Consider the following 13950-nt stretch of genomic DNA (forward strand, 5'->3'; position numbering starts at 1 on the left):
CTCCTGCTGCACCGCCACCACCGCCGGTGCGTACCTGTCAGACCCTGGAAAACACTCAGGTGTCGGGCGATATGTATGTTGACGAGCAGGTCACTCGGCATATCACCACCACCCGGTGTGTCACGCAGTAGTGCTGTAGGGGTGCTTGCCGGTGCACTTTGTCAGGCAATTACCCAAAGTCACTGTCTTACGGATAACCCCTGTGGGAGCGGGCTTGCTCGCGAATGCGGTGTGTCATTCAAGGCAATGCTGCCTGACACTCCGACTTCGCGAGCAAGCCCGCTCCCACAGGGTTGTCAGAGAGATCAGGACAGGAACCCACCGTCCACATTCAGCGAAACCCCGGTGGTGTAGCTCGATGCATCACTTGCCAGATACAGCACCGCCCCGGCCATTTCACTCGGGTCGGCCACGCGCTTGAGCGGGATCTGCGTCAGTGCCTGCTTGAGGATCGCGTCATTCTTCACCAAGGCCGAAGCGAATTTGGTGTCGGTCAGGCCCGGCAGCAAGGCGTTGCAGCGGATGCCGAATTGCGCGCATTCCTTGGCGAAGACTTTGGTCATGTTGATCACGGCGGCCTTGGTCACCGAGTAGATGCCTTGGAACACGCCCGGTGAAATCCCGTTGATCGAGGCGACGTTGATGATGCTGCCGCCACCGTTCTCGCGCATCAGCTTGCCGGCTTCAACCGACATGAAGAAGTAGCCACGGATGTTCACGTCGACAGTCTTCTGGAACGCACCCAGATCGGTGTCCAGCACGTTGCAGAACTGCGGGTTGGTCGCCGCGTTGTTCACCAGAATATCGAGGCGACCGAACTGTTCCTTGATCCCGGCGAAGACCTGGCTGATCTGTTCCATTTCACCAATGTGGCAGGCCACCGCGGTGGCCTTGCCGCCGGCGGCAATGATCGCGTCGGCGACGTGCTGGCAGCCTTCGAGCTTGCGGCTCGAGACGATCACGTGGGCGCCTTGCTGGGCCAGCAGTTTGGCGATGGCTTCACCGATGCCACGGCTGGCGCCGGAGACGAATGCGATTTTGCCGTCGAGGTCGAACAACTGAGTCTTGGACATAAAGGTTCCTTGGTGTGGGCCGTCAGAGGCTCGATTTCGCAATGACCTGCAGGCTCATGTGCTCCAGCAGTTTGTTCATGTGAATGAACTGCGCGAAGCGTTTGTCCTGGGTCTGGCCGTGGTAGAAGCGGTAGTAGATCTGCTGCACGATGCCGGCCAGACGGAACAGGCCGTAGGTGTAGTAGAAGTCGAAATTGTCGATCTGGATGCCCGAGCGTTCGGCGTAGTAATCGACGAATTCGCGGCGGGTCAGCATGCCCGGGGCGTGGCTCGGCTGGCGGCGCATCAGTTGCACCGGTGCCGGATCATCGGCCTGAATCCAGTAGGCGAGGGTGTTGCCCAGATCCATCAGCGGATCGCCGAGGGTAGTCAGTTCCCAGTCAAGCACGCCGATGATCTGCATCGGGTTGTTCGGGTCGAGGATCACGTTGTCGAAGCGATAGTCGTTGTGGACGATGCTCGAGGTCGGATGGTCGGCCGGCATCTTGTCGTTGAGCCAGGCTTTGACTTTCTCCCAGTGCGGCGCGTCCGGGGTCAGGGCTTTTTCGTAGCGCTCGCTCCAGCCCTTGATCTGGCGGGCGACGTAGCCTTCCGGCTTGCCCAGATCGCCGAGGCCGCAGGCGTTGTAGTCAACCCGGTGCAGTTCGACGAAACGGTCGATGAAGCTCTTGCACAGCGCTTCGGTTTTCGCTGCATCGAGGCCCAGTTCTGGCGGCAGGTCGGAGCGCAGGATGATGCCCTTGACCCGTTCCATCACATAGAACTCGGCACCGATCACCGACTCGTCGGTGCAGTGCACGTAGGCTTTCGGGCAGTAGGGGAAACCGTCGCGCAGTTGATTGAGGATGCGGAATTCGCGGCCCATGTCGTGGGCGGATTTGGCCTTGTGGCCGAACGGCGGCCGGCGCAGCACGAACTCCTGCTGCGGGTATTCCAGAAGGTAAGTCAGGTTCGACGCACCGCCGGGGAACTGGCTGATCTGCGGGGTGCCGGTCAGGTCCGGAATGTGCGCCTTCAAGTATGGATCGATCAGGCTGGCATCGAGTTCTTCGCCAGAGCGGATCCGGGTGGACTGGTCAGTAAGCGCCATGCTTATCCCTTCTGCTTATTTTGGAGGCCAGACATCATTGGCTAATCTAATGGCGCACTCGGGCGGCCACAAGCGCGCAGCGGTCTTATAGGTTAGCGTGTTGCAGGATAATCAGCGTTTCGAATAGGTACGGCAGCAGGGCGCTGCCGGCTCTTTTCAATGCACGCGCTGGTTGTTGAGCCTGGGGGGCAGGGCGATGGGCGTCAGCACCGGTTGCCCTGAGAAGAACGCCACGAGGTTTTTTCCCACCAGTTCCACCGTGCCTTGGGTGGCCTCGGGTGACAGGCCGGCGACGTGTGGCGTGAGAATCACATTACTCAGGGTTTTCAGCGCATCCGGCACCTTCGGTTCGTGATCGAACACGTCCAGTGCGGCGCCGGCAATCCGCCGTTGCTCAAGGGCGCTGATCAGCTCAGCGGTGGCGATCACACTGGCCCGCGCGATGTTGACGATGAAACCGTTCGGGCCAAGGGCGTCGAGCACCGGGCGAGTCACCAGATGCTGGGTGCCAATCCCGCCCGGCGTGGCGACGATCAGAAAGTCCGAGGCCCGCGCCAGTTCGGTCGGCGTCGAGCAGAACGTATAGGGCACATCACTGCGCAACTGACGGTTGTGGTAACTGATCTGCATGTCGAAACCGAGGTGAGCACGTTTGGCAATCGGCATGCCCACCGCGCCCAGGCCGAGAATGCCCAGGCGTTTATTGGCCAGCGACGGGCGCATGATCTTCGGCCATTCACCCCGGCGCACCGCCGCGTCGCAGCGCGGAATGTCGCGCACCAGCGCCAACAGCATCGCCATCGCATGATCGGCCACCGACGAGGCGTTGACCCCGGCACCATTGGTCACGGTGATCCCGCGATCGCTGGCAGCCTGCAGGTCAACGTGTTCATAACCGGCGCCGATCACGGTGATGATTTTCAGCGCCGGCAGGGCGGCGATTTCCTCAGCGGTCAGTCCCAGCGGGCCACGGGTCAGCACCGCGTCGATCCGTGCGCCGTGGCTGGCGATGGCTTGCGCACGTTCGGCAGGGGTTGGTGCGAGGATCAGATGAAAGCCCTGATGCTCGAGAATCGGCAAATAGTCATTGATGGTTTCAACCAGTACCAGAACGGTGGCGGGCATTGCGCGGCTCCTGTGATCTATGACGGTGTGGTCGCGAAAGTCTTGTCAGAGTGCTGATTCCAGAGCGGTTTGGCAATGGTGGCCGCAGCCCCGCTTCAGCCAGTGTAGGAGCTGAAACGGGGAGCGCGCGGACGCTTCGTCAGAAGCTCACGTCGGCGCTGTTGATCAGCCGTGCAAATGCTCCGCCGAGGGTGGCGTTATGGTGCTCGATGATGATGTGGGCGGGTAATGCGGGGGTGTCCATGCAAGTGTGGGCGTCGGCCACCAGCAACGGCTTGAAGCCAAGATCCGCAGCGACACGGCAGGTGGCGTCGATGCAGAACTGGGTTTTCATGCCGACCAGGTAAAGGTCGTCGATCTGATTAGCGTTGAGCTGCTGCGCCAGATCGGTGCCATGGAAGGCGTTGGGTCGGGACTTGTCGAACACGTGGTCGGACTCGGCATTCAGGTCAAGTTCCGGCAGCAATTGCCAGAAGGGGCTGCCGGCGGCAATCGGCGAACCTGTCGGGCCGGTGTGGCGTACGGCGTAGATCGGCACGTGTTGCTGGCGTGCCTGGCGGATCAGCTGCTGGATGTTGGCGAGCACGCGCTCCCCGTCATGGGGTTTTTCCGGGCCATGGAACAGACCGACCTGCATATCGATGATCAACAATGCTGCGGACATGATGTTTCTCCTTGAGGGCTGCAAAAGCCGCACGGACGGGAGAAACAACAAGGCCCCGTCCATTGCTGGCGGGGCCTTGGGTTCACTGCGCTGGATTCACCTCAGGCAGCAACACCACGACCCGCCGGTGGCGGTCGTGGTGGTACGGGTGAGGTGCAGCGGGCGAAGGTTCATGCCGCCGATCATGCTGGCGGCGGCGAAGGGCTGTCAACTGGCGTATTGAGCGATGCCGTTGCCGAACGACCAATTCTCCTTTTTGACTTCCACCAGATTGATGAACACGTCTTCCAGGCGGATGCCCAGTTGGGTGTTCAGGTTGTGCGCGATGGTCTGGTACAGGGCTTTTTTCTGCTCCAGCGTCCGGCCTTCATTGAGGGTGATCTGGATGATCACCAACCGATCGCTGCGCTGGATGCCCAGGTACTGCGGGTCGAAGATGAAATGCTCGCCGTCGTGCTCGTTGAGGATCTGGAAGTTGTCGTGCTCCGGCACGTTGATGGTGCTGCGCATGGCGGCGTAGATCTGCTCGCCGATGCGTTTGGCGAAGGTGGGGTCAGAGTGTTTTTTGATTTCGACGCGGACGAGGGGCATGGGCAGAGACTCCGTGAGGCAGGGGACTGATCTCACGCTAGAACATGTCGGCCAGATTGAAAGTGTGGGGTGATGAGCTCGCCGCTGTTTTTGTACGAGGCTACCTACGTTTTTCGCGGATTTTGCCTACGAATTTGGCGGATGCGTCTGCTACCGGAATGGTGATGAACGCGAAATCATGGAGGCACAAAGTAGCTTGGGCAGTGACTACCAACAGCCAAGGAAGGCAAATGCTTCAAAACAATCGAGAACACCTGGAACTCGAAAGGATAATGAGTGAAATACGGAAACTGGCGGCCGAGAGAAAAAAGCTTATAGCGGAAGAAAAGAAGTTGAGGTGGGATACGTATTTTTATCCGTTTGCGGTAGTCACTGGGGTGTTGACCGCAACAGCAGCCGTAGTAGGACTTTCACTCAAGGTTTAAGTGTTTGCGTTTGTACCATTCAGACCCCTCTCTAAAAAAGGAAATCACCATGAGTACATTTGACCGTCAGGCCATGATTGAACGGGCAGATCGAGAATACGATGAGGACGTTGAAAAAATGCGCATTAAAAACAAGGGCGATATGTACCCAATCTGGGGAATGCTGGTGTTCGGCCTGTTTTGCATGTCACTCGGATTCATGCTGGCTCGATCAATCTGATCAAGTCTTCCCGCTCGTATTACATTGAAACTTGCCGGAAAACGACATCTCACGTATCCGGAGCCGACAGCCATTTTCCCGAAAACGACAACCCGCTGATCTGCTCCGTACAACCATTCCTCAGCTAAGTCTTTGCTTCTGCTCATTTATCGCGGAGAATCGCGCCCCTGTTTCGGCCGGAGCATGTCTGTCGGTTTTTTCCGACGCGTCCTGACCGAGTGGCAAGTGACCGGAATGCGGAGATCCGACCGGATGAATGATCAGGCCAATAGCGTCGACGCACGCTATGAAGCGGCAGCACCAGCTGAACTGTCGAGCTGGAATCGCCATGACACCACGTGGATGTTGGGACTGTTCGGGACGGCCATTGGCGCCGGTACCCTGTTTTTGCCGATCAACGCGGGTCTGGGTGGCTTCTGGCCGCTGGTGATCCTCGCGCTGCTGGCCTTCCCGATGACATTCTTCGCTCACCGCGGCCTGACCCGCTTCGTGCTCTCCGGTCGCGAAGGCGCCGACATCACCGAGGTGGTCGAGCAGCATTTCGGCATCAAGGCCGGCGCGCTGATCACCCTGCTGTACTTCTTCGCCATCTTCCCGATCCTGCTGATCTACAGCGTCGGCCTGACCAACACGGTCGCCAGCTTCCTCGAACACCAACTGCACATCACCCCGCCACCGCGCGCGCTGCTGTCGTTCGTGCTGATCCTCGGCCTGCTGGCCGTGGTGCGTTGCGGCGAGCAGGCGATCGTCAAGGCGATGAGCCTGATGGTGTATCCGTTCATCGTCGCGTTGCTGTTCCTCGCGGTGTACCTGATTCCGCACTGGAATGGCGGCATTCTCACCACCGCTTCGCAAGTGCCGGCACCGTCGGCACTGCTGCACACACTGTGGCTGGCGATTCCGGTGATGGTGTTCTCGTTCAACCACTCGCCGATCATCTCGGCCTTCGCGGTGGACCAGAAGCGTCGTTACGGTGCCAATGCGGAGCAGCGCAGCTCGCAGATCCTCTGCCGCGCCCACCTGCTGATGGTGGTGATGGTGCTGTTCTTCGTCTTCAGTTGCGTGCTGACCCTGTCGCCGGAACAACTGGCCGAAGCCAAGGCGCAGAATCTGTCGATCCTGTCGTACCTGGCCAACCACTTCAGCAACCCGGCCATCGCCTTCGCGGCGCCGTTGATTGCCTTTGTGGCGATTTCCAAGTCGTTTCTCGGCCACTACATCGGTGCCAGCGAAGGCCTCAAGGGCCTGATCGTCAAGAGCGGCAAGCGTCCGGGCGCCAAAGCGCTGGATCGCATAGTCGCGGCGTTCATGCTGGTGGTGTGCTGGATCGTTGCAACCCTGAACCCGAGCATTCTCGGGATGATCGAGGCCGTCGGCGGTCCGGTGATTGCGGCGATCCTGTTCCTGATGCCGATGTACGCGATTCGTAAAGTACCGGCGATGGCGCGCTATCGCGGTCAGGCGTCGAACGTATTCGTTACCCTGGTCGGTCTGGTGGCCATTTCGGCGGTGATTTATTCGCTGACGGCGTAAGCCAAAGCGCCAGAGACTCAGCTACAGTGGCCGCTGTGCGTGATACGCACAGCGGCTTTTTTTCGTCTGGAGACAGTGGATTGTCGAGCGCGCCCCAATCTGTAGAGCCACCCAATCGCTGGCAGGATATCCTCGCCGGTCTGTCGATTGCCGGTCTGCTATTACCCGAAGCGGTCGCCTATTCGACCATCGCCGCACTGGCGCCCCAGGCCGGGGTGATTGCGCTGTTTGCCGGGTTGCTGTGCTATGGGTTGTTTGGCACCAGCCGCTTTGCCATTGTCTCGGCCACGTCTTCGTCAGCGGCGGTGCTGGCGGCGGCCACCGCGACCATGGCCAATGGCGACCCGCAGCTACGCGCGACGCTGGCGGTCGGGTTGGTGCTGGTCACCGGTGGGCTGTTCTTGCTGGCGGGGATCTTTCGTTTCGGCAGCGTCACTGCGTTTATCGCCAAACCGGTGCTGCGCGGCTTCGCCTTCGGCCTCGCGCTGACCATCATCCTCAAGCAGGTCGCCAGTGTGGTCGGTGTGCATCTGACCGATGCCAATCTGGTGCGCTTCGCCCCGCAACTGCTCGAACAACTGCCGCAATGGAACTGGTCGGCGGCGGCTGTCGCAGCGGTGGCGCTGGTGCTGTTGGGACTGTTCTCGCGTTTTCCACGGGTGCCTGGCGGTTTGCTGGTGGTGGTGATCGGCATTGTGGCCGGGCAATGGCTGAACCTTCCGGCGTATGGCGTGAACATGATTGGCTTGATCGACCTGAGCCTGGAGGTGCCAAGCCTGCCGGTGCTGCCGTTTGCCGACTGGCTGCGGCTGGGGGAGGTGGGGTTTGCGCTGGTGATGATTCTGTACGCCGAGTCGTACGGCTCGATCAGTTCGTTCGCCCTCAAGCACGGTGATCGTGTGACCTCCAACCGCGATCTGCTGGCGCTCGGCGCAGCGAACTTGTTGTCCGGATTGTTCCATGGCATGCCGGCGGGGGCCGGGTATTCGGCAACGTCGGCGAACGAGGCCGCTGGCGCGACTTCTCGCTGGGCCGGTGGGGTGGCGGCGCTGGTGGTGCTGGTGATCGTGCTGACGGTGCTGCCGTGGATCGCCCTGACACCGGAGCCGATTCTGGCGGCCATCGTGGTTCATGCGCTGGCGCGGGGCTTGAGTCTGCAGCCGCTGGGGCGCTATTTCGTCTGGCGCCGGGATCGGGTGCTGGTGTTGTGCGCGGTGGGGGCGGTGTTGGTGCTGGGCATTCTCGACGGCTTGCTGGTGTCGGTGGCCATCAGCGTGTTGCTGATGCTCAAACAGATGTCGGCGGCGGACATTCAGGTGCTCGGTCGGATCGACGGCGGGCATGATTTTGTCGATCTGCAGCGTCACCCAACGGCGGTGACTGAGCCGGGAGTGCTGATTGTGCGGCCCAGTGAGGCGTTGTTCTTTGCTAACGTCGAGCGAGTTCTTGGTGCAGCTTTGCACTTGATTCGTCATTCGGACGTGGCGCTGCACACGGTGATTCTCAGTCTGGAGGAAACCCCGGATCTGGACGGCACCAGCATCGAGGCGATCCAGGAGTTCTTCCTACGGGTGCATCAGGAGGGCAAGCGCCTGATTCTGGCGCGACTCAAGCATGAGGCGCTGGCGGTGCTGGAGGTGTTGCCTGAAGTGCAAGCAAATGGCGTGACGCTTAGCGGGCTGAGCGTTGATGGCGCGGTCCGGCAAGCCCTCAAACTCAACACTTAACCCCCCTGTAGGAGTGAGCCTGCTCGCGATAGCGGTGTGTCAGTCGATACAAATGTATCTGACACACCGCTATCGCGAGCAGGCTCACTCCTACAGGGGACGGTATTCCAAGGCATAAAAAAACGCCGCGCATCTCACGATGGGCGGCGTTTTCTATTGCTTTGTAACGTTAGGCTTGAACGACCGGAATCTTGGCGTTCGCAGCAGCTTCACGGAACTCGGCGATCTGGTCGAAGGACAGGTAGCGGTAGACATCGGCCGCCATGCTGTCGATCTTGCCAGCGTATTCCATGTACTCCTCGACGGTCGGCAGGCGACCCAGGATCGAAGCCACGGACGCCAGCTCGGCCGAAGCCAGGTAGACGTTCGCGCCGTCGCCCAGACGGTTCGGGAAGTTACGGGTCGAAGTCGAGACCACGGTGCTGTTCGGCTCAACGCGTGCCTGGTTACCCATGCACAGCGAGCAGCCTGGCATTTCCATGCGTGCGCCGGCCTTGCCGTAGATGCCGTAGTAGCCTTCTTCGGTCAGTTGGTGAGCGTCCATCTTGGTCGGCGGCGACAGCCACAGACGGGTTGGCAGCTGACCTTTGACCTGATCCAGCAGTTTACCGGCAGCGCGGAAGTGACCGATGTTGGTCATGCACGAACCGATGAACACTTCGTCGATCTTCTCGCCAGCCACGCTGGACAGCAGACGGGCGTCGTCCGGATCGTTCGGCGCGCACAGTACCGGCTCGCTGATGTCGGCCAGATCGATTTCGATGACTTCGGCGTATTCGGCGTCGGCATCGGCTTCCATCAGCTCAGGGTTGGCAATCCAGGCTTCCATCGCTTGCGCGCGACGTTCCAGGGTGCGTGCATCGCCGTAGCCTTCGCCGATCATCCAGCGCAGCAGGGTGATGTTGGACTGCAGGTACTCGGTGATCGACTCTTTCGACAGCTTGATGGTGCAACCGGCAGCCGAACGTTCGGCCGAGGCGTCGGACAGTTCGAACGCCTGCTCCAGGGTCAGACCTTCCAGGCCTTCGATCTCCAGGATGCGGCCGGAGAAGGCGTTTTTCTTGCCTTTCTTCTCGACGGTCAGCAGACCGTTCTGGATGGCGAAGTAAGGAATGGCATGAACCAGGTCACGCAGGGTGATGCCAGGTTTCATTTTGCCTTTGAAGCGCACCAGGATCGATTCCGGCATGTCCAGCGGCATGACACCGGTGGCAGCGGCGAACGCGACCAGACCGGAACCGGCCGGGAACGAGATGCCCATCGGGAAACGGGTGTGCGAGTCACCACCGGTACCTACGGTGTCCGGCAGCAGCATGCGGTTCAGCCACGAGTGGATGATGCCATCGCCCGGACGCAGGGAAACGCCGCCGCGGGTCATGATGAAGTCAGGCAGGGTGTGGTGGGTGGTCACGTCGATCGGCTTCGGATACGCCGCGGTGTGGCAGAAGGACTGCATCACCAGGTCAGCGGAGAAGCCCAGGCACGCCAGGTCTTTCAGTTCGTCACGGGTCATCGGACCGGTGGTGTCCTGAGAGCCCACGGTGGTCATTTTCGGTTCGCAGTAGGTGCCAGGACGAACGCCTTGGCCTTCTGCCAGACCGCACGCCTTGCCGACCATTTTCTGCGCCAGGGTGAAGCCCTTGGTGCTTTCAGCCGGTGCTTCAGGCTTCTTGAACAGATCGAATGCCGGCAGACCCAGTTCGGCGCGAGCCTTTTCGGTCAGGCCACGGCCGATGATCAGCGGAATACGACCGCCGGCACGGACTTCGTCCAGCAGCACAGGGGTCTTCATTTCGAAGGTGGTGATGACTTCGTCGGTACCGTGCTTGCAAACTTTGCCAGCGTGCGGGTACAGGTCGATCACGTCGCCCATGTTCATGTTCGACACGTCGAACTCGATTGGCAGTGCGCCGGCATCTTCCATGGTGTTGTAGAAGATCGGAGCGATTTTGCTGCCGAAGCAGAAACCGCCAGCGCGCTTGTTCGGCACGTAAGGGATGTCGTCGCCGAAGAACCACAGCACCGAGTTGGTTGCCGATTTACGCGAGGAACCGGTACCGACCACGTCACCGACGTAGGCGATCGGGAAGCCTTGACCGCGCATTTCTTCGATCTGCTTCATCGGGCCGGTCTTGCCTTGCTCGTCCGGAACGATGCCGTCACGGGCCATTTTCAGCATGGCCAGGGCGTGCAGCGGGATGTCAGGACGCGACCAGGCGTCTGGTGCCGGGGACAGGTCGTCGGTGTTGGTTTCGCCGGTGACCTTGAATACGCGCAGGCTGATCTTGTCGGCCAGGACAGGGCGTTTCTTGAACCACTCGCCGTCAGCCCAGGATTGCAGCACGGCCTTGGCGTGAACGTTGCCGTTCTTGGCTTTTTCAGCCACGTCGTGGAAGGCATCGAACATCAGCAGGGTGTGCTTGAGTTCTTCGGCAGCCACTGGCGCCAGCTCGGCGTTGTCCAGCAGTTCAACCAGAGTCACGATGTTGTAGCCGCCCTGCATGGTGCCGAGCAGTTCTACAGCGCGCTTCTTGTCCAGCAGAGGGGAGGTGACTTCGCCTTTGGCCAGGGCCGACAGGAAACCGGCTTTGACGTAAGCGGCTTCGTCCACTCCTGGTGGTACGCGATTGGTGATCAGGTCAACGAGGAAAGCTTCTTCGCCAGCCGGAGGATTCTTCAGCAGCTCGACCAGGCCTGCAGTTTGTTCGGCGTTAAGCGGCTGGGGAACGATACCCAGGGCTGCACGCTCTTCGATATGTTTGCGGTAGGCTTCAAGCACAGTTATTACCCTCATCAGTGGTCCCAAATGGGTGTCCGGGACGCTCATCCCGAAATTGCCGTACTCATGCACCGCACGACGTTGTGGGTCGTTTGGCCAGAATTACCGGCAATTCCTTACAGAAGCTGCTTTCAAAGTTTTACGCCTGCAGAACGGGGAGCTGATGAGGGTTGGCGTTGGGCTTTTCCCCGCTGGAAAAACCCTTCGCCAACACCGCTCTGAAGGAACGACTGTGCTCGTGACGCTTTGAAAACAGCTTCTAACGGACATTGGCGCCTTAAAAGGCTGGCTGATTCTACGGCAAAAAAAATTTAAAGGTAAGTCGCGCTCTATTGGACTTTGGTGGCGTTGTGCGCGGGCGAGGCAAACCGCGAGCCAGCGCTTGCCCCTGACGTTTGAGGGGTGATCAATGCCCGACAAAGGGCTAACATGCCGGCCTGTTCCGCGTTTCAGTGTTTTGCCAATTTATGCCCAATCAGACCATCAAGACCCCCTGCGTCGGCCTCTGCTCCACTGTTTACGGAGATCTGGTGTGCCGTGGCTGCAAGCGTTTCCACCACGAAGTGATCCACTGGAATGGTTACGGCGAGGAGGAAAAGCGTGCGGTGTGGTTGCGTCTGGAGCAATTGCTGTCACAAGTGATGGCGAGCAAGGTCGAGATCTTCGATCCGGCGCGCCTGCGCCAGCAGCTGGAACAGCGCAAGATCCGCTTCGTGCCGCATCAGTCGGAATATTGCTGGGCCTATCAGCTGATTGCGCGCGGGGCGCGGGTGATCATTAATCTGGAAGCCTACGGGATGGTGTTGTTGCCGGAGTTCCGCGACTGGAACCTGCCGGCGTTGCGCGATGCCATTGATCGGGAATTTTTCCTGCTGTCGGAAGCGCATTATCAGCGCTACATCGCCCCGGGCTTCCTCAAGGACGTCTTTGGCGCCTGAAGATCAAAAGCTTCGCGAGCAAGCCCGCTCCCACAGGAGATTGCATTCCAAATGTGGGAGCGGGCTTGCTCGCGAAGACTGACTTTCAAACGCCGCAGTCCTTAATGCTTCACCGCCAACTCCACCAGATGATCCTCAACCTCCTGCGGCTTGAGCACCAGCACGTCGCTTTCCAGCGCATCCAGCACCACTTCGGCGGTATTGCCGATCAGTGCGCCCGACAACCCGGTGCGCGCCACGGTGCCGATCACGGTCACTGCCGCCTGCAGCTTGTGCGCCATGAACGGAATCAGCACATCCGCCGGGCCTTCCTCGATGTGCAGGTGTTCGTCGTCCACATCGAACTCGGCCTGAAACGCCTTGCACTGTTCGCGGTATTTCGCCTCGATGGTTTCCTTGAGTTGAAAGGTCGGATCCGCTGCCGAGAGCATGGGTGACGGATGCGCCGTGATCACATGCAGATGCGCCTTGGCGAGGCTGGCAATGTCGTAGCCGTGATCAATGATCGTGGTGTGCAAATGCCGGTGTTCGCCATCGGCATTGCCCACGTCCACGGCCGCAAGAATCACCCGGTCTTTCCAGGAAGTGGATGTTTTTACCAATAGCACCGGGGTCGGGCAGTGCCGCAGCAGTTTCCAGTCCGCCGGCGTCAGCAGGGCCTTTTTCAGCGCACTGTCGGGATAGTGCTGCTTGACCACCAGCCCGCAGCCTTCGGCCTGCTGCACATCGATGATGGTTTCATGCAGGCTCTCGTTCCACGCCTGTTCGGTGGTCGCGCTGTAGCCATCCGCCAGCAGCGCGGCTTTGAGCACGCCGAGCATGCCGGCGTGGTCGTGCTTGCGGTCGCACACCAGCAGGTGCAGATGGGCCTGGGTCACGCCGGCGATCAACTTGGCGCGCTTGAGCGCCAGGCTTTCCGAATGTTCGGGTTCGATGACCACCAGAATGCTGCGAATGGCTTGCATGAGCGGAGTCTCCAGCAAAGAAAAGGCACGGCGTTGCACAACTATAGTTGCTGCTCATGCGCCTGCGACTTGATACATATCAACGCCTGCGACTGGTGGTCTGCGGGCAGGCCGGTATAATCGGCGGCCTTTGCTCGTACACCTTTTACCGTGAGCCCCATGATCCTTCCCGAAATCCACGAATTCCTTGGCTGCCGCACGCCCGACGCCTGGGTCCAGGCGGCACTGGCCGATCAGGAAACCCTGCTGATCGACCACAAGAACTGCGAGTTCAAGGCCGCCAGTACCGCGTTGAGCCTGATTGCCAAGTACCATTCCCACGTCGACCTGATCAACATGATGTCGCGTCTGGCCCGGGAAGAGCTGGTGCACCACGAACAAGTCATGCGCATCATGAAACGCCGCAAGATCGAGCTGCGCCAGTTGCACGCCGGGCGCTACGCCTCGGGCCTGCGCAAAGTGGTGCGCAGCCATGAGCCGGTGAAACTGGTGGATACCCTGGTGGTCGGCGCATTTATCGAAGCGCGCAGTTGCGAGCGTTTCGAAGCGCTGGTGCCGCATCTGGACGAAGAACTCGGCAAGTTCTATTTCGGCCTGCTGAAAAGCGAGGCGCGGCACTTCCAGGGTTATCTGAAACTGGCTTACCAGTACGGCGACGCGAAGGACATCGCTCAGGTGATCGACAAGGTGCGTGCGGCCGAGCAGGAGCTGATCGAGTCGCCGGATGAAGAATTCCGCTTTCACAGTGGTGTGCCGGCCGCGGCCTGAAACACAAACTGTTAAAAACTCTTAAGAGTATGAAATATCACCGAAAACCGGC

Annotated in this window: 13 protein-coding genes; 6 read left to right on the forward strand and 7 right to left on the reverse strand. The window is 60.0% G+C overall.

Annotation, left to right across the window (positions count from 1 at the left end):
- Positions 1-305 precede the first annotated feature (305 nt).
- The 5 genes from E3Z29_RS14400 to E3Z29_RS14420 form a co-directional block, all read right to left on the reverse strand.
- A complete protein-coding gene (locus E3Z29_RS14400; protein ID WP_007965755.1) occupies positions 306-1073 on the reverse strand; it encodes an SDR family oxidoreductase in 768 nt (255 codons plus the stop codon).
- A 22-nt stretch (positions 1074-1095) separates the two neighbouring features.
- Positions 1096-2163 carry a phosphotransferase family protein gene (locus E3Z29_RS14405; protein ID WP_098968248.1) on the reverse strand — a complete coding sequence of 356 codons (1068 nt, stop codon included), beginning with the start codon at positions 2161-2163 and terminating at the stop codon, positions 1096-1098.
- Between the two features lie 156 nt (positions 2164-2319).
- Complete coding sequence (locus tag E3Z29_RS14410) at positions 2320-3288, reverse strand: 2-hydroxyacid dehydrogenase (RefSeq protein WP_134786082.1); 969 nt, start codon at positions 3286-3288, stop codon at positions 2320-2322.
- Between the two features lie 139 nt (positions 3289-3427).
- Positions 3428-3952, reverse strand: a complete 525-nt coding sequence (locus tag E3Z29_RS14415; RefSeq protein WP_134786083.1) for a cysteine hydrolase family protein — start codon at positions 3950-3952, stop codon at positions 3428-3430.
- 207 nt (positions 3953-4159) lie between these two features.
- On the reverse strand, positions 4160-4543 hold the full coding sequence (locus tag E3Z29_RS14420) for a tautomerase family protein (protein ID WP_134786084.1): 384 nt from the start codon (positions 4541-4543) through the stop codon (positions 4160-4162).
- 44 nt (positions 4544-4587) lie between these two features.
- On the opposite strand from E3Z29_RS14420, the gene E3Z29_RS29800 reads away from it, so the two are divergent.
- The 4 genes from E3Z29_RS29800 to E3Z29_RS14435 all read left to right on the forward strand — a co-directional run bounded on the left by E3Z29_RS29800 (position 4588) and on the right by E3Z29_RS14435 (position 8448).
- Positions 4588-4968, forward strand: coding sequence for a hypothetical protein (locus E3Z29_RS29800; RefSeq protein ID WP_305955837.1), 381 nt, complete (start codon positions 4588-4590; stop codon positions 4966-4968).
- Positions 4969-5017: 49 nt separating this feature from the next.
- Positions 5018-5188 carry a hypothetical protein gene (locus tag E3Z29_RS29405; protein ID WP_167734122.1) on the forward strand — a complete coding sequence of 57 codons (171 nt, stop codon included), beginning with the start codon at positions 5018-5020 and terminating at the stop codon, positions 5186-5188.
- A gap of 252 nt (positions 5189-5440) precedes the next feature.
- Positions 5441-6721 (forward strand): HAAAP family serine/threonine permease, encoded by a 1281-nt coding sequence (locus E3Z29_RS14430; protein WP_027613177.1) that lies wholly within the window; start codon positions 5441-5443, stop codon positions 6719-6721.
- 80 nt (positions 6722-6801) lie between these two features.
- Positions 6802-8448: a SulP family inorganic anion transporter gene (locus E3Z29_RS14435; protein ID WP_134786085.1), complete on the forward strand. Its 1647-nt coding sequence runs from the start codon at positions 6802-6804 to the stop codon at positions 8446-8448.
- Positions 8449-8617: 169 nt separating this feature from the next.
- On the opposite strand, the gene acnB is transcribed toward E3Z29_RS14435, so the two are convergent.
- Complete coding sequence (gene acnB, locus E3Z29_RS14445; RefSeq protein ID WP_134787568.1) at positions 8618-11227, reverse strand: bifunctional aconitate hydratase 2/2-methylisocitrate dehydratase; 2610 nt, start codon at positions 11225-11227, stop codon at positions 8618-8620.
- Between the two features lie 467 nt (positions 11228-11694).
- Here acnB and E3Z29_RS14450 point away from each other — a divergent pair, with 467 nt between their 5' ends.
- Complete coding sequence (locus E3Z29_RS14450; RefSeq protein WP_134786086.1) at positions 11695-12165, forward strand: DUF1289 domain-containing protein; 471 nt, start codon at positions 11695-11697, stop codon at positions 12163-12165.
- Positions 12166-12266: 101 nt separating this feature from the next.
- On the opposite strand, the gene E3Z29_RS14455 is transcribed toward E3Z29_RS14450, so the two are convergent.
- On the reverse strand, positions 12267-13130 hold the full coding sequence (locus E3Z29_RS14455) for a universal stress protein (RefSeq protein WP_098968255.1): 864 nt from the start codon (positions 13128-13130) through the stop codon (positions 12267-12269).
- A 159-nt stretch (positions 13131-13289) separates the two neighbouring features.
- Between E3Z29_RS14455 and E3Z29_RS14460 the strand changes: the two genes are divergently transcribed.
- A complete protein-coding gene (locus E3Z29_RS14460) occupies positions 13290-13898 on the forward strand; it encodes a tRNA-(ms[2]io[6]A)-hydroxylase (protein ID WP_007965776.1) in 609 nt (202 codons plus the stop codon).
- The last annotated feature ends 52 nt before the right edge of the window (positions 13899-13950 follow it).

The organism is Pseudomonas sp. S150 (assembly GCF_004526365.1).
Taxonomy (GTDB): Bacteria; Pseudomonadota; Gammaproteobacteria; order Pseudomonadales; family Pseudomonadaceae; genus Aquipseudomonas; species Aquipseudomonas putida_A.

Coding starts and splice junctions, on each gene's coding strand:
- E3Z29_RS14400 (WP_007965755.1), bottom strand. CDS start 1,073: ATGTCCAAGACTCAGTTGTTCGACCTCGACGGCAAAATCGCATTCGTC.
- E3Z29_RS14405 (WP_098968248.1), bottom strand. CDS start 2,163: ATGGCGCTTACTGACCAGTCCACCCGGATCCGCTCTGGCGAAGAACTC.
- E3Z29_RS14410 (WP_134786082.1), bottom strand. CDS start 3,288: ATGCCCGCCACCGTTCTGGTACTGGTTGAAACCATCAATGACTATTTG.
- E3Z29_RS14415 (WP_134786083.1), bottom strand. CDS start 3,952: ATGTCCGCAGCATTGTTGATCATCGATATGCAGGTCGGTCTGTTCCAT.
- E3Z29_RS14420 (WP_134786084.1), bottom strand. CDS start 4,543: ATGCCCCTCGTCCGCGTCGAAATCAAAAAACACTCTGACCCCACCTTC.
- E3Z29_RS29800 (WP_305955837.1), top strand. CDS start 4,588: ATGTCGGCCAGATTGAAAGTGTGGGGTGATGAGCTCGCCGCTGTTTTT.
- E3Z29_RS29405 (WP_167734122.1), top strand. CDS start 5,018: ATGAGTACATTTGACCGTCAGGCCATGATTGAACGGGCAGATCGAGAA.
- E3Z29_RS14430 (WP_027613177.1), top strand. CDS start 5,441: ATGAATGATCAGGCCAATAGCGTCGACGCACGCTATGAAGCGGCAGCA.
- E3Z29_RS14450 (WP_134786086.1), top strand. CDS start 11,695: ATGCCCAATCAGACCATCAAGACCCCCTGCGTCGGCCTCTGCTCCACT.
- E3Z29_RS14455 (WP_098968255.1), bottom strand. CDS start 13,130: ATGCAAGCCATTCGCAGCATTCTGGTGGTCATCGAACCCGAACATTCG.
- E3Z29_RS14460 (WP_007965776.1), top strand. CDS start 13,290: ATGATCCTTCCCGAAATCCACGAATTCCTTGGCTGCCGCACGCCCGAC.